Annotated in this window: 16 protein-coding genes; 6 read left to right on the forward strand and 10 right to left on the reverse strand. The window is 39.2% G+C overall.

Annotated elements, in window-relative coordinates:
• The first annotated feature begins 377 nt into the window (after positions 1 to 377).
• Positions 378 to 830 carry an Lrp/AsnC family transcriptional regulator gene (locus ABD985_RS18560; RefSeq protein WP_345374381.1) on the forward strand — a complete coding sequence of 151 codons (453 nt, stop codon included), beginning with the start codon at positions 378 to 380 and terminating at the stop codon, positions 828 to 830.
• A gap of 139 nt (positions 831 to 969) precedes the next feature.
• Here ABD985_RS18560 and lhgO read toward each other — a convergent pair whose 3' ends face one another.
• The 7 genes from lhgO to ABD985_RS18595 form a co-directional block, all read right to left on the reverse strand.
• Positions 970 to 2157 carry an L-2-hydroxyglutarate oxidase gene (gene lhgO, locus ABD985_RS18565; protein WP_345374383.1) on the reverse strand — a complete coding sequence of 396 codons (1188 nt, stop codon included), beginning with the start codon at positions 2155 to 2157 and terminating at the stop codon, positions 970 to 972.
• A gap of 150 nt (positions 2158 to 2307) precedes the next feature.
• The gene (gene thrS / locus ABD985_RS18570) at positions 2308 to 4233 is read right to left on the reverse strand and encodes a threonine--tRNA ligase (protein WP_345374385.1); all 1926 of its coding nucleotides are present in this window, start codon (positions 4231 to 4233) and stop codon (positions 2308 to 2310) included.
• Between the two features lie 137 nt (positions 4234 to 4370).
• The gene (locus tag ABD985_RS18575) at positions 4371 to 5042 is read right to left on the reverse strand and encodes a class I SAM-dependent methyltransferase (protein WP_345374387.1); all 672 of its coding nucleotides are present in this window, start codon (positions 5040 to 5042) and stop codon (positions 4371 to 4373) included.
• 253 nt (positions 5043 to 5295) lie between these two features.
• Entirely contained in the window at positions 5296 to 6561 is a 1266-nt protein-coding gene (gene icd / locus ABD985_RS18580; RefSeq protein ID WP_345374389.1) for an NADP-dependent isocitrate dehydrogenase, read from the reverse strand.
• 243 nt (positions 6562 to 6804) lie between these two features.
• Positions 6805 to 7431, reverse strand: a complete 627-nt coding sequence (locus tag ABD985_RS18585) for a hypothetical protein (RefSeq protein WP_345374391.1) — start codon at positions 7429 to 7431, stop codon at positions 6805 to 6807.
• A gap of 80 nt (positions 7432 to 7511) precedes the next feature.
• Positions 7512 to 7820, reverse strand: a complete 309-nt coding sequence (gene hpf / locus ABD985_RS18590; RefSeq protein ID WP_345374393.1) for a ribosome hibernation-promoting factor, HPF/YfiA family — start codon at positions 7818 to 7820, stop codon at positions 7512 to 7514.
• Between the two features lie 193 nt (positions 7821 to 8013).
• Complete coding sequence (locus ABD985_RS18595; protein WP_345374395.1) at positions 8014 to 8910, reverse strand: tyrosine-type recombinase/integrase; 897 nt, start codon at positions 8908 to 8910, stop codon at positions 8014 to 8016.
• Positions 8911 to 9046: 136 nt separating this feature from the next.
• Between ABD985_RS18595 and ABD985_RS18600 the strand changes: the two genes are divergently transcribed.
• Both ABD985_RS18600 and ABD985_RS18605 read left to right on the forward strand, forming a co-directional pair.
• Positions 9047 to 9298 (forward strand): winged helix-turn-helix transcriptional regulator, encoded by a 252-nt coding sequence (locus tag ABD985_RS18600; RefSeq protein WP_345374397.1) that lies wholly within the window; start codon positions 9047 to 9049, stop codon positions 9296 to 9298.
• A gap of 379 nt (positions 9299 to 9677) precedes the next feature.
• Complete coding sequence (locus tag ABD985_RS18605; RefSeq protein WP_345374399.1) at positions 9678 to 10649, forward strand: hypothetical protein; 972 nt, start codon at positions 9678 to 9680, stop codon at positions 10647 to 10649.
• 382 nt (positions 10650 to 11031) lie between these two features.
• On the opposite strand, the gene ABD985_RS18610 is transcribed toward ABD985_RS18605, so the two are convergent.
• Positions 11032 to 11991: a hypothetical protein gene (locus ABD985_RS18610; protein ID WP_345374401.1), complete on the reverse strand. Its 960-nt coding sequence runs from the start codon at positions 11989 to 11991 to the stop codon at positions 11032 to 11034.
• A gap of 287 nt (positions 11992 to 12278) precedes the next feature.
• Here ABD985_RS18610 and ABD985_RS18615 point away from each other — a divergent pair, with 287 nt between their 5' ends.
• The 3 genes from ABD985_RS18615 (at position 12279) to ABD985_RS18625 (ending at position 16818) form a co-directional block, all read left to right on the forward strand.
• On the forward strand, positions 12279 to 13949 hold the full coding sequence (locus ABD985_RS18615) for a VRR-NUC domain-containing protein (protein ID WP_345374403.1): 1671 nt from the start codon (positions 12279 to 12281) through the stop codon (positions 13947 to 13949).
• Positions 13950 to 14031: 82 nt separating this feature from the next.
• Positions 14032 to 14805: a CHAD domain-containing protein gene (locus ABD985_RS18620; protein ID WP_345374405.1), complete on the forward strand. Its 774-nt coding sequence runs from the start codon at positions 14032 to 14034 to the stop codon at positions 14803 to 14805.
• 129 nt (positions 14806 to 14934) lie between these two features.
• Positions 14935 to 16818, forward strand: a complete 1884-nt coding sequence (locus ABD985_RS18625; protein WP_345374407.1) for a 7TM diverse intracellular signaling domain-containing protein — start codon at positions 14935 to 14937, stop codon at positions 16816 to 16818.
• A gap of 27 nt (positions 16819 to 16845) precedes the next feature.
• On the opposite strand, the gene ABD985_RS18630 is transcribed toward ABD985_RS18625, so the two are convergent.
• On the reverse strand, positions 16846 to 17649 hold the full coding sequence (locus ABD985_RS18630) for a hypothetical protein (RefSeq protein WP_345374409.1): 804 nt from the start codon (positions 17647 to 17649) through the stop codon (positions 16846 to 16848).
• A 190-nt stretch (positions 17650 to 17839) separates the two neighbouring features.
• Complete coding sequence (locus ABD985_RS18635) at positions 17840 to 19426, reverse strand: sodium/sugar symporter (RefSeq protein ID WP_345374412.1); 1587 nt, start codon at positions 19424 to 19426, stop codon at positions 17840 to 17842.
• Between the last annotated feature and the right edge of the window lie 37 nt (positions 19427 to 19463).

Genomic DNA, 19463 nt, shown 5'->3' on the forward strand with positions numbered 1-19463 from the left:
ATTCGAACCAATGACCCCCTGCTTGTAAGGCAGGTGCTCTAAACCAACTGAGCTAACATCCCAATAAACAAGTCCTGAATTCGCTGAACTGTTTTTGTTTTTGCGATTGCAAAGGTACTAGCTTTCTATAAAAGTGCAAATACATTTATATAAAAAATACAACACCACACTTTATTTAACTGATGATCAGTGGTATTTTTTTTCACCTAGCGAAAGGAAGAGGGACTAAAATAATACTCTCTTTATGAATCTATCAATAGCGACATTATTTTTCTATATAATTAAATCAGTATTTCCTCAAAGCTATCTACCAATTACTACATTCCTTTCATAAATTTGTCATATTGCAAAAGAAAAACCATATAACTTTTTATATAATGGACGAAATCGATAAGAAAATACTTACGGCACTACAACAAGATGCCCGAACCACTCATAAGGAATTATCAGCCATTGCAGGGATTTCTACCACTCCTGTTTACGAAAGGGTTAAACGCTTAGAAAGAGAGGGCGTAATCAAACGCTACGTTGCGCTATTGGATAAGAAAAAAGTGGGGAAAGCACTAACCGTTATCAGTATGGTTACGCTAAAAAGTCATAAAAAAGACGTCATTGACAAGTTCCATGAACATGTTTTAGCCATGCCAGAAGTTATGGAATGCTATCATATGGCGGGTAACTATGACTATATGCTAAAGGTATTGGTAAACGATATGGAAGAATACCAAAAATTATTGGTTGAAGATCTAGCCAGAACTGAGGCAATTGCAAACATTCAGAGCATGTTTGTGATGGGAGAAGTAAAGCAAGAAACAGCCTACAACCTTTAGAATTTTCAATTATTAATTTTCAATTTTCAATGACTAGCTTCTAATAACCCTTATCGCTCCTATTATCGACATGATAACAAACCGTGATCACTTCTTTTATTAAAAATTAATCATTGAAAATTGAAAATTAAAAGAATCATTATTTCAACGCCATTTCAGCAACAGTATTCCCTATCGACAGAGAAGACGTTGCTGCAGGAGATGGTGCGTTTAGAACATTGATCATACGAGGACTTTCTACGAATAAGAAGTCATCAATCAAATTACCATCTTTATCACATGCTTGTGCACGTACGCCTGCCCCTCCAGGCTGTAAATCATTGCTCCTCACATCAGGCAATAAACGCTGCAGTGCCTTCGTAAAGGCTCCTTTGGAATAAGACCTTACCATCTCACCAGCACCTGTCACCATATGACGTCCTGCTACCTTATGGAAGCCTCTCCATTTTAATGTATCAAGCAACTCATTAAAGCGTAAAGAGGTTTTCTTGTATCCTTCTCGTTTAAACGCTAGTACCGCATTAGGCCCTGCTTCTATTCCTCCGTTGATCATACGGGTAAAGTGTACGCCCAAAAATGGAAAAGCAGGATCTGGAACCGGGTAAATAAGGTTTTTAACAAGATGCTCTTTATGAGGTGCTAGCTTGTAGTATTCTCCCCTAAAAGGAATGATACGTACATCCAGCTTTTTATGTACCATTTGCGCAATCTTATCCGAATACAAGCCCGCGCAGTTCACCACCAACCTACTTCGAATAATACGGCTCTGTGTAAATACCTCAGCGGCAACACTACCAATCAAGATATCCTTTACAGCCTCATTGAAAATGATTTCTCCACCCATACGCTGGAAGACTTCTGCATACTTTTGCGTAACCAGCTTATAGTCTATAATCCCAGTATAGGGTACATGAATCCCTGCAATACCATTACAGTAGGGTTCATATTTCTGAATCTCATGTGCTGCCAACTTTTTGATTTTGGTCAGTCCATTTTCGATTCCTCTTTTGTAGAGTTTTTCCAATTGCGGCAATTCTTCCTGTCGTGTAGCTACAACAATTTTCCCACAAAGGTCATAAGGAATCCCCTCCTTGTCACAAAAGTCCAGAAGCATCTGGTAACCTTCGATACAGTTTTTAGCCTTATGGCTTCCAGGCTTATAATAAAGTCCTGAATGGATTACACCACTGTTGTTGCCTGTCTGATGCATGGCCACCTCTCGCTCCTTCTCTACTACCACGACTCTCTTCTCAGGACTTTTTTCCTTGATTTTCAAGGCAGTTGCCAGACCGACAATTCCCGCCCCGATCACTACAACATCATACATGGTTTTTTCTTGTTCAATAGGGTATTGTATGAAAAAAACATTGTAAAGTAAAAGCCACACAACGCACATAGATAGGGATGTGTGGCTTTTCACTTATAGAAAAATTATGCGGTAAGTTGAAAAACGATCAGCACCACTTTTTCAATTACCTTATACTGCTGCTTCTTTCTTGAAGAAATCAATAAAGTCCTTCAAGCTCATTGATCCCAGGTCTCCCTCTCCCTTACGACGGATAGAAACCTGCTGCTCTCCTTGCTCTTTTTCTCCTACGATAAGCATAAATGGTACCTTCTGCACTTCTGCATCACGGATCTTACGGCCAATTTTCTCATTTCTCAAATCGGCAAATCCTGATAGATCCTCTGCCGCTAGCATCGCCTCTACTTCTTTCGCATAATCATTATACTTCTCTGATACAGGAAGCACCGCGTACTGCTCTGGCGCCAACCACAATGGGAAGTTACCCGCTGTATGCTCGATCAAGATCGCAATAAAGCGCTCCAATGAACCAAATGGTGCACGGTGAATCATTACCGGACGCTTCATAGTGTTATCAGAATCTTTATACTCTAGCTCAAAACGTTGTGGAAGTTGGTAATCTACCTGAATAGTTCCTAACTGCCAGCTTCTACCCAGTGCATCTCTTACCATAAAGTCTAGCTTAGGACCATAGAATGCCGCTTCACCATACTCTACGATTGTATTCAACCCTTTCTCCTCTGCAACCTCTTTGATGTTTTGCTCTGCTTCTTCCCATAGCGCCTCGTCACCGATGTACTTCTCACGGTTCTCCTGATCTCTCAATGACACTTGTGCCACATAATCCTCGAAGCCCAATGATTTGAATACGTACAACACAAGGTCAATTACCTTTGCAAACTCTTCTTTTACCTGATCCGGACGGCAGAACAAGTGAGCATCATCTTGTGTAAATGATCTTACACGTGTCAGACCATGCAACTCACCACTTTGCTCGTAACGGTATACTGTTCCAAACTCTGCCAAACGCAATGGAAGATCTCTATACGATCTTGGTCTAGACTTATAAATCTCACAGTGGTGAGGACAGTTCATAGGCTTCAACAAGTACTCCTCTCCTTCATGAGGGGTATTGATTGGCTGGAATGAATCCTCTCCATATTTTGCATAGTGTCCAGAAGTCACATACAAGTCTTTACCACCGATATGAGGCGTCACTACCGGAAGGTATCCCATACGAGTTTGTGCCTTTTTAAGGAAGTTCGTCAGACGGTCTCTCAACACAGCACCTTTTGGTAACCACATCGGCAATCCTTGTCCTACTCTCTGAGAGAACGTAAATAAGTCTAGCTCTTGTCCTAGTTTACGGTGATCACGCTTTTGTGCCTCCTCTAACCTTTGCAGGTACTCGTCTAGTTCTTTTTTCTTAGGGAATGTTACACCGTAAATACGCGTAAGCATCTTGTTCTTCTCATCACCTCTCCAGTAGGCACCCGCTACGTTCATCAATTTGATCGCCTTGATGAAACCGGTATGAGGAATATGTGGTCCACGACAAAGGTCCGTAAAGTTTCCTTGGTGATAGAAAGTAATGCTTCCATCTTCCAGTCCACTCAACAAATCCAGCTTGTACTCATCATCCTTATCCTCGTAAAACTTCAGGGCATCTCCCTTAGAGATTTCCTGACGCATATACTCATTCTTTTGCTTTGCCAGCTCTACCATCTTCGCTTCTACCTTAGGAAGATCATCCGAAGAGAAGTCATGCTCGCCAAAGTCAATATCATAATAGAACCCTGTCTCGATAGAAGGGCCAATTCCTAGCTTGATTCCTGGGTACAAGGCCTCTAGTGCCTCTGCCAACAAGTGTGCAGAAGAGTGCCAAAAGGTAGACTTCCCATCGGTATCATTCCAGGTCAATAGCTTCAGACTGGTGTCTTCAGGAAGGGCGCGGGTCGCATCCCAAACCTCTCCATTTACTTCTGCCGCCAATACGTTTCTGGCCAATCCTTCACTGATACTCCTCGCCACATCCATTGCTGTAGCTCCTTGCTCAAACTCTCTAACCGAGTTATCGGGAAGTGTTACTTTTACCATGATTCTATGATTCGGTCGTTTCTATTTATTGCAAAAATGAAAAGTCCAATCAATAATAAATTATCAATTGGACTATAAAATTACAATTTTAGAATATTATCATAAAATAAGGAAGCCGAAAAGCTTATTTTATTTCTTTATTTTTTCAAGAAGTAGACTACTCGCTCCAGATCAGCATCGGTTTTATAGACTGTATAGCTAATATCCTTAAAGCCGCACTCCTTGGCAAAGTCTTGTACATCCTCCAGAGAGGTAAAGTACGCATTCAGTGTTCCCCACTCCGTTTGGAACTTGATACTCTTCTTATCCTCATCCAATCGCCCCGTTTTACTAATCGATTGCCAAGGTGCCTCGATAATCAAGCTTCCTCCTTCTTCCAAAAAGTCGTAGCAATGGGAAACAGCCTCATGTTGTTCCTCTGAGGTCAGCTCCAAAATACCAGACCACAACCACAAAATATGATCTACCTTAAGGTCAGCGTAATAATCCCGAATATCTACATCCAACAACTCCACTTGCTCTGCCTCAAACTTCTTAGCAAGATATTCAATCAATTGAGGGACACGCTCAACAGCCGTCACTTTCCCTTTATAACCTTTTTGAAACAAAAAATCCAACACTCTTCCATACCCCGAACCTATTTCCATAATATGCCCTGCCTCTTTGATATAGGGGTAAATAATATCTATATCCTTTCCATGCTGAAGGCCTATCAGGCTTGCGAAACATTGAAATCTTTCAATTTCCATATTTTCATAGAAAGAAAAGTTAGTATCCTTTAATACGGTAGAGGTATGAGGCATTCGCATAGTGTCGTAAATTTAAACAGTCTGGGAACAAATGGTATTATTTCAATAAAATCTGATCCACAAGATACCTATTTAAAATAAATAAACTCGCATTCAGACTTCTGTAAGCATCTTTAAGATAATAACGAACTTAAATGTATTGTATTTTAGATGGATCAATAAAAAAACCTTGAATCCTATTTTGGATCCAAGGTTTCTGGTGCTTCATTCCATAACCTACCCTGTACGGATAGTATTATTTCATAAAGTAATATTACATATTTGCAATAATCTCTTCACCGAACTCTGAACACTTCAACAAGGTTGCACCTTCCATCAGACGCTCAAAGTCATACGTTACTTTCTTGTTTGAGATAGAACCCGCAAGACCTTTATAGATCAAGTCAGCAGCTTCTTGCCATCCCATATGCTCTAGCATCAATGCTCCAGAAAGGATTACAGAACCTGGGTTCACTTTATCAAGACCCGCATACTTAGGAGCCGTACCGTGAGTCGCTTCAAAGATAGCGTGTCCTGTTGCATAGTTGATGTTTGCACCTGGAGCAATACCGATACCACCAACGATTGCAGCCAATGCATCAGAGATATAGTCGCCATTCAAGTTCAATGTAGCTACTACAGAGTACTCTGCTGGACGCGTAAGGATCTGCTGAAGGAAAGCATCTGCGATAGAATCTTTCACCAAGATCTTACCTGCTGCCAATGCTTCGTCTTGTGCTTTATCTGCTGCTTCTTTTCCTTCTTCCGCTGCGATTCTGTCATACTGAGCCCAAGTAAATGTCTTGTCTCCGTACTCTCTCTCAGCCAACTCGTAACCCCACTCCTTAAATTTACCTTCCGTAAATTTCATGATGTTACCTTTGTGTACCAAAGTAACAGATGGTTTGTTGTGTGCAATAGCATACTCAATAGCACCTCTTACCAAACGCTCAGTACCTTCAACAGATACTGGCTTGATACCAATAGAAGAAGTTTCAGGGAAACGGATCTTGTTCACACCCATTTCTTCCTTCAAGAATTTCTTTACTTTATCCGCTTCTTCAGTACCTGCAAGGTACTCAATACCTGCATAGATATCTTCAGTGTTTTCACGGAAGATTACCATATCCGTCAACTCAGGACGTTTTACTGGAGAAGGTACTCCATCAAAATATCTTACTGGACGAACACAAGCATAAAGGTCAAGGATTTGTCTCAAGGCAACGTTCAAAGAACGGATACCTCCTCCTACTGGAGTCGTCAAAGGACCTTTGATACCTACCAAATATTCTTTAAACACATCAAGTGTTTCTTGAGGCAACCATTCTCCTGTTTGGTTAAAAGCCTTCTCACCAGCCAAGACCTCTTTCCACTCAATAGTACGCTCACCGTTGTAGGCTTTCTCTACTGATGCATCCAACACGCGTTGAGAAGCTGCCCAAATATCAGGACCAGTACCGTCACCTTCGATAAAAGGAATGATCGGATTGTTTGGAACGTTTAATTTACCGTTCTCGATAGTGATTTTTTCTGCACTCATTTGTTCTACTTATTCAGGTTTTAGAAAAAGTATCTGGCTATAGATTGCATTATTGTGCATCGTCTGTTCATGTGTTTTTCAATGTTACTGGATGATACAGCAATGTATACGCCATTTTTTTACGTTCGCAAAGATAGAGGTATGCATTAAAACACAAAAATTATAGTCTTAAAATAATGGAATAACCATAGAGGAATACCTGTTTATAGCGACCCTATAAAAGAATATTCTTTCTTGTATCTTTCACATTGAAGGCCCATAAGGGGACTTTTGAGGTTTCTTATTCCAATAATTAATCAATCGTAAAAAGTCTACCATCGTAATACGAAAAGCCTCTCGTTCTTCTTCTTTAGTTAACAAGGGCCATGATTTCCCATCTTTTTGCACCACTAATGAATCGTTTTTCAAAATTCCATTATAAAACTCCGCTGATAACTCAAACTGCTGCAAGACATTTCCTTTCTTATAAATAAGCGTATCCTGAAGCGTTCCTTCTGCAGAATATACTTGTATAGGAAATGACTCTTCTTCAAAAAAGGTATTAGGCTCCAACAAGACAAAGGCTCTACTTGTATTTGGGTCATTGACAATGCATAAATGCAACTGAGGCGTAGTATCTGATTGTATGCGATCTTCTATCCTGTATTGGAGTGGTTTATCCTTTTCTTCCTGAAGGTCGTAATACAATCCTCTTACATTCTTAAAAAATAAACGAGAATCCTCCGTGGTACGAAAAGAGGGGATTCGCTCCAGATCAATTGGTTTTTCTTTTTCCGGATTACAGGAAAATAATATACTCCCTAATAAAAACAGTAAGGTCGCTCTATACTTTGTTCGGGTTGAGTAACGGTTAGTTAAGACTTTCATCATCGTAATAAGTTGGTATAAACATGAAAAATCCCCCGACAGATTGTCTGACGGGGGATCCATAAATTTTATCGTAAGAAGCATTAATGCTTTGCGTACAATTTCTCTTTATGTTTCTTCACTTGCCTTCTTAGTGACTCTACCACCTCATCAGCAGCCGCCTCAAAGGTCGTATTATGTCTCTTAGCTATGAGCTGGTCGCCCGGGATGTTAAGTTTGATTTCAACAAGCTTGTCGTCATGTGGAACACCACTGTTTTTATCAATCCTCAAGAACACTTCTCCGTCAACAAAATTGTCATAGAAGGTTTCCAGCTTGTCTACTTTACCTTGAATAAAGTCGATCAACTTTTGGTCCGCTTTAAAATGGATGGAATGAATGTCTAATTTCATAAGCGCGATGATTTTAAGTTGAAGAAAAATCCCGAAATACCACATATTGGGCGTTTCCCTTGGTGGCTTTTTAATGGTTAATGTTCTTAGTAGAACGCTTAACCTGTGTTGTATATATAAATACGATTTTCCTGTGTTTTGGGTTTCTAAAAATGCAATTTTTCGCAAATAAAGTTACATTTCAAGAGACACCTTATTCATTTTCAATACTTTTGGGATGTGCTTTTTTATAGGATTTTTTCAGCTGATCCAAAGAATGATGAGTATACACTTGGGTTGCAGAAAGATTTGCATGCCCTAATAGTTCTTTAATATCATTGAGGTCAGCTCCTCTATGAAGCATATGTGTTGCAAAAGTATGTCGAAGAACATGGGGACTTTTCTTTTCTACTTGACTCACCTGCAACAAATGCTTTTTAACAATACGCTGTATAAGCATTGGATAGGCAGGAGCCAACTTATCTGTTACAATCAGATAACTATGTTCTAAGTCTCCCCTCTCTTTTAAATATATAGAAAAATACTCACTTAAAATACGATTACACGGAATAATTCGTTGCTTCATTCCTTTTCCTGTCACCTTAATAGTTCCCTGAGTCACCTGATAATCTGTCACCTTCAAGTCCAATAATTCGGAGAGACGAATTCCTGTACCATAGAGTAGCTCTATCACCATTTGATCTCTCAGCTCTGCAAATGTCCTTGTAGTTGTTTCCACAACAGATGACACCTGCATTTCCTCTTCTTTTACAAAAGAAGGGACTCTCTTTGGCATCTTTAAGTTTCTTAGCTTCGCAGTCGGGTCTTCTGTAATCTCTTTTTGCTTCAAAAGATATTTATAAAAAGCCCTTACACAAGCAACCTTTCGATTAACACTTGCCGTAGAATATTCTTGCTCCAATAGGTTGAGCACCCACCCCCTGAGATCCTGATAACTCGCCTTCTCTGGTAATAGCCCCGATAAATGATTCTCTAGAAACTCTGAAAGTTGCTTCAAATCATTTTCATAAGATTTGATTGTATGCTTACTAAGGCGCTTTTCGTATTGTATATATGTTAAAAAATGATGAATCATATTTTCATTTTTCATGGAAAGATAAGTCGCTGCAATATTTATGTATGGAACACTTTTAGGTTCATGACATGATATTCATCCAATAACGGGCCTAACCTTGACAAGAACAAGGTAACTCCCTACTTACATAAAACCTTCAACCACTAGAACCATGTCTATACTTAGACTTATTGCACGCTACGAAAGAGTCCATGAACTCATCAAAAGAAAAGCCACTGGTAGCCCTAAAGAACTGGCGCAACGTCTGGAAGTCTCTCCCAGTACCGTCAAGATCATCATCCGAGAACTCATACAACTGGGAGGACCTATCAAGTATTGTTATTTTTCTCAAAGTTATGTCTATACCGAACAAGTAGAGTTTGAGATCAAATTCGAATATGACCCGAATGAACCCGTTCTCTAACGATAAAGAGCTCATTCGTGACGTTTAGTTGTTTTGGCATTCATGGAGTCAATGAATGCCAAAACAACTAAATGTCATCATTCGATAAGCTTCTGGCTATTCCCTTTAATGTATACTTTTTCACCGTTTGAGGAGACAGTCCTCTATTCCTCCCACCTCCCCATAATATTGCACATTAAGCGTTAACATTGTCAAAACCAACCCACAACAATCCCATCAACCTATTAAATTATTTAAGGAGTTATAGAAGTTAGTTCTTATGTATCCTAGTATGACCTATACGTCTCTTATTATTTATAGATAAGGAAAGTAATGACCTTCTCATACCTACAGAGTATTCATTATCTACCGACATATTCAAATGTAACCTGATTATACCATGCACTTTCATCAGCTAAAAAAACTTACCTTTTTAGTCCTTATACTTTATGGCTCTTCGACTGTAAGTCATGCACAGCAACGGCAAAATGATAGAGGCTTCACCGACGAAATTACCTCTACTCAATATAGTAAACTCATTGGGTCTCATTACCAAATGGCAACGATGAATGACTATAATTTCATCTTTACCCCCAAAACCAATGACCAAGGGTATACAGTAGGACTTGCACATGAAATCAGAGTCTTTAATCCTAAAGACAATAGTGTTTATGAGATGTCTCTAACCTCTGACCTATACACAGAGTTCACTTATGACACTTACAACATTGACAATAGAAGGATTGAGCCTCAAAAGTTTACAGAAATAAATAAGATCGAACTTTCTTACAGTCAATATATTCCTGAACATCAACTTTTCTTTTCTATCGCTACTGGTATAGGTATGCGTAATAAAGAAAGAGCTGTTCCAGGCATGGCGTTGTTCATGCAAGGAGGATATAATGGACAAGGAGGGTATCATAGGTTTATTGAACAATATGGATTTGACTATATCCCAACAGGAGGAGTAAAACCTTTCGTATTTGTGGCTCCTTCCCTAACCAAGCATTATATATATCAACAGGATAATCAGAATAATGACCCTTTCCACGTGTCTATCAACGGAGGAATACATCTTGGATCTTCACAGATTCAAAGCAACTTGTTCGCATCCTTTAATTCTGAGTTACCTGTTGTACAATTTGATTTATATGGCGTGGATGTATTTAAATTTTCCATTCGCTCGAATGCCGCTTTGATGCTACATCAGGAGGGGTTTCTATTCAATCCTGAAGTAGGTACAGAAGTTTCTCTCTTTTTCTTAAAAGCTGGATATGTTTCCACCTTCAATATAGGACACCAACCACTGGCTGTCGTTGATTACTTCGATAACGAAACTACGATGCGACTTTATGCAGCGATTAATCTCTAAAAAGTAAAGAGTTAAACAAACATGAATCATCCCATATTAACAAATGGCTTAACTTTCTGAGAACTCATCACTTTATAGCTATCTCACAAGCCCTTTATGAGCTTCTTCATTTTTTCCTTGATGAAAAAACGAAGCAAAAAAATCAAGGCTTTGAAGAATTTGCCTAATCTTTAATCGCAAAAGCTAAAACCATTACATGGCGTATTCAACTCGCTACGCTCAAACAATGGAATTTTATTAACGCTTTTACGATTAAAAATTTTAACGGCAATTCTTCAAGGCCATTTTTAGATATTATAAAGGCACTTTTTAAACAAAAAACATGAGTCACCCCTTAAATGTTAATATGGGATGACTCATTTTTTTTATCTGAGACCAACAGCTACATTGTCTGCGGTCTTCCAAATTGATACTTCACTCCTGCGCCAATAGATTTATACTCAAAGTCATGTAGTCCTATTTGTCCATACCCTTCTATAAAGAAGCCTTTGTTTCCTACCGCACGAGATACCATGCCTCTCCATACCAACGGTCGGTCTCCATTATCCAGATATCCAAAATACCCTGCCAGCGAAGATTGCATTTCCCATGTACCCTTCTGCTTTGCGGAAAACTGTATTCCATAAAGGTAAGCATCATTTTGCTCCCTGATACGGTGCACCAACTGCCAGGCATAAAACCCTAGATTTCCATCTACTCCAATCTCCCATCCACTACCCGTATTCCAGCTTTTTCTGGTTGATAAGTCAAAATAATAGGCAGGCGCATCCGTATGTCTAGCCATTTCCCTATTACCACCTGATGCAGTCTTCAATCCTACACGGGCAATTGCTTTTATCTTTTTCTTCTTCCAATCTAATACTTGAAAGTGGCTTTCCACAATAATATCACCTCTTGAATCATTCAGTTCTTCAAAGTTCCAATAGGCATTACGCTCCAGCATCAACTCCTGTGACATAGTAAACCGCTCCACAGGAACACTCATGACTTTCAAGGCAGCTACTCCCTTAAAAGAGTAATACAATGTCAAGACAGGATTATAGGTAAGGTCTCCTTCCATAACATGTCTCATCCCTCCAAAGGAAACATAATGATGGTCTTGGATTTGCTGAGGCACTTCCGGTACAGGCAATGAATTGGGGCCCATTAACGCTGGAACATAATTGATAAACTCTGTCCAGTGAGAAGGAACATTCCAGCCTTCTCCTCTCCAACCTGTTTTATTACCATACTGCTCCCTATACTCATCTCTCGGAAAATCTGCTTGTGCCTTTAAACCATTAAAAAAGGATACTCCCATCAATAATGGGAATACTAAAAAGTAGCCACGATATACGTTCATCTTAATTACTGATCTCTATTTTTAATTCATTGTAAGCATATCTCTATCTCCATTGATATTAGATACCTTAGTAAGGCGTCTCTACGGAAGAAGACAGATTAAAAGTACTTTACCTGACTTCTAACGAATAGTTCTATACTATTTCAGGTTGCAAATAATATGGATCTATTCAACTAAGCAAGTTATCCCTATGCTTTTATCAACGATACATACTATTCCTTCAATATATCCCTATACAAAAGAGGCACCTGTTGCCCTTAACCATAAAAAAATGGTATACTTACCTCATGGACGGACGTAAAAATAACACTCTACCGGAAGGTTACTACCTTAATAACTTCAATACGTTGCTCAATTTTGTCGAGAAGCGTTATCAGGACTTGCTTACCCCAGAGGAAATCACATTTAAAAGTCACTTTCATCAGCTCTCTGAAAATGCACAAAGGCTTTACGTCCGTATTATTATGAGAAAAGGGCCTTACCTAAGAGAAGACAAGTTATCCTACCCCGAGATCAATATTCCTGAAGGGCTCCATGAGCTGCATTACGAAAAGTTTATTAACATCAACCCTACCGGAGACCTTATTGCAGCCCTGAATACCTTAATCAAAAACGAACTTATTCAGGTGATTCAGGAGGTTTTTCGTTTAGACAACATCAAGGGAATCGCTAACCTTAAAAAAGATGAGCTCCTGCATTTTATCGTAGAACAAGAAGAAACCGAGGCAATATGGCAAGTCATTGATCGCTACCACACCTTGTTGGAACCTTGCTACTATGATAAAGTACTCTTGTTCCGCTTATTATTCTTTGGTAATCTAGAGCAAGACTTTCATGAGTTCATTCTGGAAGACTTGGGCATCTTGCGCTACGAGCCTTACCCTATTCGCAAAGAAGATCGCTTCTTTCACCATAGAGCCGTCATCGACTATTCTTTTCTGGGCATACAAGCTAAAACTGCCTTGTATTTAGCTGAAAAAGATAAATCCTTAGAGGAGATGCTTTTTATAGGAGAATACCTACAAGAACATACTCCCCCTCCATCTTTACAAAAGAAATGGGAAAAGTGTTTTGAACAGATTGCTTATCTGGCTGAAAGAATGAAAGCCTTAGATGTTGCCCTGCATTACTATAAGCTCTGCAGCTCCTATTATTCACGGGAACGCACAGTCAGGGTACTAGATAAAATGGAGGCCTATCAGGAGGCGTTGCTTATGGCAGAGCAAATGCTCAAGTTTCCCACCCATGAAGAGGAAGAGGCTTTCGCCCAAAAATTCCTCAATAAGCTCAAAAAGAAAATGGCACTCCCGTATACCGCTATACCCAGAGAAACATTTTCCACAGATCAATGGAAACTTCAGAGACAAATGGACCTTTCCATTGAAGAACTCACTCTTGAAGCTTACCAAGCAAAAGGCATGAATGGATTTTATAGTGAAAACCTCATATGGAGTGGCCTTTTCGGCTTACTCTTCTGGGATATCATCTTCGCTCCTATACCTGGCGTATTTTTTAATCCCTTTCAAAGAGGGCCTGCTGATCTATTTCAAAGAGACTTCTATACTCAAAGAGCTTCTCTCATTAAACAACGACTTAAGGAAATACAACATACTGATAAGCTTTCCGCAGACCTTCAATCCCTTTGGAATGAAAAATACAATACGGCAAACTATCTAGTGAGCTGGAAAAAAATCACATTAAAACAACTTCAACAGGTTGTTGAGGTTATTCCCAGAAAGCACCTCATTGCCATACTAGAACGTATGGGCAAAAACCTACGCAGTTTACGATCGGGATTTCCAGACCTTATTTTATTTGGACCAGAACCTACTTCCTATATGCTAGTAGAAGTCAAAGGACCAGGGGATCAACTTCGCCCGAACCAAAAAGCCTGGTTACGCTTCTTTGAGCAAGAGGGAATTCCTTGCCGGGTAGCGAAAGTTCAATTCGAGTCCTAAGGAAAGGGCGACCATGTGGGGTCGCCCCTACTTTTACCTTTTACCTTATACCTTATACCTTATACCTTATACCTTTTAAGCTATGTCTCAGCACCTTTGTAATTACTATGAGAAACTACAGAATGAATTTTATCAACATACCCGAAATACTCTATTCCGAAGGGAGGAAGAAGATATTCATCAATTACGTGTTACGGTGAAGAAGCTACGAGCTTTACTGCATTTAATCGCTTATAGTAGTGAAGGAATATACCATAGCTCCTCTCACCTTACCATCTTTAAGCCCTTATTTAAAGCTGCCGGCACGATCAGGGACTTACAGATACACCTCAAACTTCTGGAAAAAGAAGATACTCCCTCTTTCCTCACCCAGAAACTACAACAAGAAATAGAGATACAACAAACGCTCTTGACACAGCAACTGATTCATTTTGACTTCCAGCGACTCTTACAATTAGACCAACACCTTGTGAAAGTTATAAAGCATCAATCTACGTCCAAGATCCTTTCCGACCTCAAAAGCTACGTTCAACGGGAACAACAACAGGTTGAAGAACTTTTAAAGGAAGATCACCCTTATCAACATCTACATGAAGTGCGGAAACACCTTAAAAAGGTCGCTACTATACTAGATCTGGGACTTCATATTCGCTCCTCCAAAAAATTAGAAGAACAACTGCAAGCTGTAAAAACAACCAATACCCTATTAGGGGAATGGCATGACTGGGATGTTCTGGCAGAAAAGTTACAAACCTTTAAACACACCTCTAAAACCAGTGCCTTAATCAAAAAAATACAGAAAAAGGCCGATAAAAAAGGGAGGCATCTACTCAAAGAAATCCAATCAAATAAATAAGGAAAAAACATTGTATATAAACACATTAGACTCTTACAGAGTGTTGATTATAGAATATAAAAATGGCATATTTGTATAATGGATAAATACAATTACCAATCCAATCATTATCAACGCTACTATCGCTAGATGAACAAACAATATTTTTTCCGTTGGGAGCAGCTATTGATCTGTTTCATACTTTCCCTGATTCCCAACCTTGCTGTCAATGCAAAGGATGATACCCCTATTGGTTCTGATATCATTAAATCCAAAAGACTAAGGATTTACAGCACAGAAGATAAAACACTATCTCCTGAACAAATATTGAGTCTTCCAGAGCACTTTTTCCTCATCCCGGAAGAAGATATCTTCACGATCAAAGATACGTCCAAAGTCTATTGGGTTAAGGTTAATGTCTCTGCTAAAGACATTAACACCGAACAGTGGGTGATTGAGATTATGGATAGTCATGTTAGTCAACTGGATGCCTATCTATATACCTCTGAAAAAGAGTTAGAGAAAATATTCTCGAAATCTGGTTATGATTACTCTTTCAATAACCGATTGGTCGAGCATAAGAACTTTATTATTCCTCTTCCTCCTCTGCAAGGAAAGCAAGAGGAAGTTATCCTATTGCGCTACCAAACACGGCTCAAAAATGCCGTCCTACTCAAACTCAAGGAAACTACTTCACTCCTGAGTTACTCCAATACAGAGTACATACTTCTAGGCGTTTTCTATGGTGTACTCCTTATCCTAATGATCTATAACCTGATCATGTACTTCTTTGTCAAAGAACGCTTCTATCTTTACTATGTCCTCTTTGATATTGCCTGTATTCTGGTCACCCTTTCGGAAGATGCTCTGGGGTTTCAGTACCTTTGGCCAAACACCCCAACATTTAACTACATCAATGCACAGTATGCACCTTTTCTATTCATGATTTCCCTAACATTGTTCTCAACTTCATACCTGAAGATGAAGCAATCGTCTCCTCTATTATGGAAATTATCTTGGGTTGGAGTAGGGGTCAACACTATTTACCTTTTACTATATGTAGATATGAATAATTACCTGTGGTCTTCCCCTTTCTATCTACTTCCAACACTTCCAATTGCTTATTTCACTCTACAGCAATGGTGGAAAAAAGAGCCTATGGCTAACTTTTTCCTTATCGGATTCCTGAGTACTATTATGGGAATCATTGTCGTATCGCTACGCTCCAGAGGACTATACCTTACCTCTTCAATCTGGGGGGTTTACAGTTTTAACTTTGGCGTTTTATTCAACCTACTTTTCTTATCCATGGCCCTTGCTGAAAACTATAAGATCTTAAAGGTTACCAAAGAAAAGGCCCAGCAAAAACTGATTGAAGAACTTAAGGTCAGGGAACAAGTTATCGAGCAGAAAGTCGTAGAACGCACCAATGAAATTGCCAAGCAACAAAGTATTATTGCCGAAAAAAATAAAGAGTTAAGCGCTGCCTATGCTACATTGGAACAACAGGCTGCTGAGATCGAAAATATTAACCGACAGCTACAAAGCGAAAACGAAGAGCTTCACGAAAACCTGGAAGGACTCTCCACTGCACGTGTAATGATGAAGGAGCTTTCTTTTCAAGAATTTCAAGCTACCTTCCCTGACGAAGATACCTGTTATAACTTTCTAGAGAACCTGAAATGGGGAAAAGGGTTTAGCTGCAAGAAATGTGGTGCAGATACATATACAGAGATCAAGGAAAAACACACCCGTCGCTGTACCAAATGTAGTTACAGTGAATCTGTGACTGCCAAAACCCTCTTTCATCGCTTACATTTTCCTCTGGAAAAGGCCTTTCATATCGTATTTCTGGTATTTGTCAGTAGAGGAGAAATGTCCTCTACCCGTATTTCAGAAATTCTAGGAATACGACAAGCGACTTGCTGGCGATTCTCCAAAAGAGTCAAAGAACGTATGGAAGGTGCTACCAAGGAGTTGGGAGGAGAAGATAAGTTGAGAGAAGCGGGATGGGACTATCTACTGCTTGAATAATAATGTTTAATTTTCAATGATTAATTTTCAATTTTTAATCATTGAAAATTGTGACTTTACTTCTTCTCCATTTTCCTCCATCCAACGCTGACGATAGGAACTTGGAAACTCATCCAGTAAATAAACCTTTTCAGGGTTTCCTTTTTGATAGAACATAACTTCCCTTTTCTCATCCGTCAAGTAATAAGGGTTGTCGACAGTCTCCAGGTAATGAGTATAGGGCTTATCATCAACTGTATATACAAACACTAAAACATGTTGGACAGGACCTTCATCAGGAGTTATCTGTTTGTGAGTACGCAGTCGGGCTAATACAAATGCTCCCTCCTCGACTATCCCTACAATTTTTCGAAGATTTCTCCATGATTGAATGATAAAAACAATACAGCCCAATATCAATATTATTAAAATATTATAGCCTATGAAGTTAGATCGAGTATCATAATATCCTTTAGGCAAATTGACATAAGGGTTATCCTTTACGTAGGCAATAGTAACCTGATCTCCTTCTTTCCACATTTGCTTTTCTGTATACCCATACTCCATATGAATAAAGCCAATTTTCGGATGCTCAAAAGTATAAATATAAGCATAGCCATCATTAAGGTATTTCTCTTTTTCATAATCCCATACCCGATAGGGTATCACCTGATTAACGATAGCAGTAGTCTCCTCTTTGACACTCAATCGCCACTCAAACTCCCGGTCACTATAGTCATTAGAAATATAAAAAAGGCAAAATATAGACAAGAGTAATACAATCACTCCATAATGGAGCTTTAGATGATTGAAGCTAATGGAAAGCTTCTCTTGGAAATTAAAAGGGGTCATTCTAAAAAAGTTAATATAAAAAGTCCTAGTATTACTTCTCAAGATAGTATAATCCAAGCTATATCAAAAGATCTACAGCACAGTTACCTTCAATACAAAACAGGCAGCCATACTATCGTATTGACTGCCTGAAAGCTATTTAAATGAGTAACAACTCGATTAAAAATTGATAATTAATCATTGAAAATTCCTACCACCACAATGCGTAGATGGCTGCAATAGCACTTAATAACGCCATAGATGTCGCGTTAAAAACAGTATTTGTTTTGAATAGTGTTCTATTGATACTAAACCCTTTACCGAGCATCATATCTGCTGCTTTTCCATATTTCATATCTAAGAGAGAAACCATTACCATCACGCCTGATAGCAACAAAAAGTTTACTCCCATTTGATCAATAAATGGCATTCCTTCGAAGATATAATTATCTACCGCAATGGAAATTGGAATAGAGATAAATGCAGTAACCAATGCCGCATTGGCGGTTGCTTTTTTCCAGAACAATCCAAACAGGAAGATCACTACGATTCCTGGACTTACATAACCCGTATATTTCTGAATAAACTGGAATGCTTGCTCCAAATGCTTTAGTTGAGGAGCTACGTATACGGCAATCAACAAGGCCAATACACTGACCATACGCCCAATCATCACCAATTTCTTTTCCCCTTCATTTTTTCCAATAAACGGCTTGTATAGGTCCAACGTAAAAATAGTAGAAACACTATTGATCATAGAACTCAAAGAAGATACTACGGCTGCAATCAAGGCTGCAAATGCCAACCCTTTCAACCCTTCCGGCACAAAAGTACTCAACAACCAAGGGTAAGCTTCGTCCGCTTTTCCAAGGTCTGCTTGTAAGACAAAAGCCGCAATACCTGGCACCACCACGATCAATGGTAATACAACCTTCAGGAATCCTGCGAAAATGATTCCTTTTTGTCCTTCTTCAATCGATTTGGCTGCTAAAGCTCTCTGGATAATATATTGATTACACCCCCAATAACTTAAGTTGGCAATCCACATCCCACCTACTAAAACAGAAATTCCCGGAAGGTGCTCATAGGCTGGATGGTTTTTATCCAGAATCATATCAAATTTCTCTGGTGCTTTTTGCAAGAGTGCTGAAAAACCACTCCATACCCCTTCATTACCTCCTACAGCATCTACAGCCAAATAAGTAGTGATCAAACCACCACCAATCAAGAAAACTACCTGTACAACATCCGTCCACGCTACGGCTTTCAATCCACCATAGATGGAGTATACCCCAGAGAAAATTGCCAAAGCAATAATACCATACCATAACTCTACACCCATAATGGTTTCAAGTGCCAAAGCTCCCAGATATAGAATAGAAGTAAGGTTCACAAAAACGTATAGGAATATCCAAAAAACAGCCAAGCTGGTACGCACCCTGCTATCAAAACGCTTTTCCAAGAATTGAGGCATGGTGAATATCTTCTCCTTAATGAAAATAGGTAAGAAAAACTTCGCCACTAAGATCAAGGTAATTGCAGCCATCAACTCATAACTGGCAATACCCATTCCAATGGCAAAACCAGAACCCGACATGCCAATAAACTGCTCTGCCGAAATATTAGAAGCAATCAATGAAGCTCCAATAGCCCACCAAGGTAAGGACTTGCTGGCCAAGAAGTAGTCTTCCGTATTCTTGGAAGCCCCTTTCTTGTCTCTGGAAACCCATAAACCTACACCTACAATAAGCAAGCAATAGGCGATAAATACGATGTTATCTGTTAGTGTAAAATTCATAAGATGTAATAAGTATTAGTAACTGGTTTTATAGTTC

This window comes from Algivirga pacifica, assembly GCF_039543525.1.
Classification (GTDB): Bacteria; Bacteroidota; Bacteroidia; order Cytophagales; family Flammeovirgaceae; genus Algivirga; species Algivirga pacifica.

What these genes read in the sequence shown, in the direction of transcription:
- ABD985_RS18560 (WP_345374381.1), top strand. Translation starts at nt 378, where the DNA reads ATGGACGAAATCGATAAGAAAATACTTACGGCACTACAACAAGATGCC.
- lhgO (WP_345374383.1), bottom strand. Translation starts at nt 2,157, where the DNA reads ATGTATGATGTTGTAGTGATCGGGGCGGGAATTGTCGGTCTGGCAACT.
- thrS (WP_345374385.1), bottom strand. Translation starts at nt 4,233, where the DNA reads ATGGTAAAAGTAACACTTCCCGATAACTCGGTTAGAGAGTTTGAGCAA.
- ABD985_RS18575 (WP_345374387.1), bottom strand. Translation starts at nt 5,042, where the DNA reads ATGCGAATGCCTCATACCTCTACCGTATTAAAGGATACTAACTTTTCT.
- icd (WP_345374389.1), bottom strand. Translation starts at nt 6,561, where the DNA reads ATGAGTGCAGAAAAAATCACTATCGAGAACGGTAAATTAAACGTTCCA.
- ABD985_RS18585 (WP_345374391.1), bottom strand. Translation starts at nt 7,431, where the DNA reads ATGATGAAAGTCTTAACTAACCGTTACTCAACCCGAACAAAGTATAGA.
- hpf (WP_345374393.1), bottom strand. Translation starts at nt 7,820, where the DNA reads ATGAAATTAGACATTCATTCCATCCATTTTAAAGCGGACCAAAAGTTG.
- ABD985_RS18595 (WP_345374395.1), bottom strand. Translation starts at nt 8,910, where the DNA reads ATGAAAAATGAAAATATGATTCATCATTTTTTAACATATATACAATAC.
- ABD985_RS18600 (WP_345374397.1), top strand. Translation starts at nt 9,047, where the DNA reads ATGTCTATACTTAGACTTATTGCACGCTACGAAAGAGTCCATGAACTC.
- ABD985_RS18605 (WP_345374399.1), top strand. Translation starts at nt 9,678, where the DNA reads ATGCACTTTCATCAGCTAAAAAAACTTACCTTTTTAGTCCTTATACTT.
- ABD985_RS18610 (WP_345374401.1), bottom strand. Translation starts at nt 11,991, where the DNA reads ATGAACGTATATCGTGGCTACTTTTTAGTATTCCCATTATTGATGGGA.
- ABD985_RS18615 (WP_345374403.1), top strand. Translation starts at nt 12,279, where the DNA reads ATGGACGGACGTAAAAATAACACTCTACCGGAAGGTTACTACCTTAAT.
- ABD985_RS18620 (WP_345374405.1), top strand. Translation starts at nt 14,032, where the DNA reads ATGTCTCAGCACCTTTGTAATTACTATGAGAAACTACAGAATGAATTT.
- ABD985_RS18625 (WP_345374407.1), top strand. Translation starts at nt 14,935, where the DNA reads ATGAACAAACAATATTTTTTCCGTTGGGAGCAGCTATTGATCTGTTTC.
- ABD985_RS18630 (WP_345374409.1), bottom strand. Translation starts at nt 17,649, where the DNA reads ATGACCCCTTTTAATTTCCAAGAGAAGCTTTCCATTAGCTTCAATCAT.
- ABD985_RS18635 (WP_345374412.1), bottom strand. Translation starts at nt 19,426, where the DNA reads ATGAATTTTACACTAACAGATAACATCGTATTTATCGCCTATTGCTTG.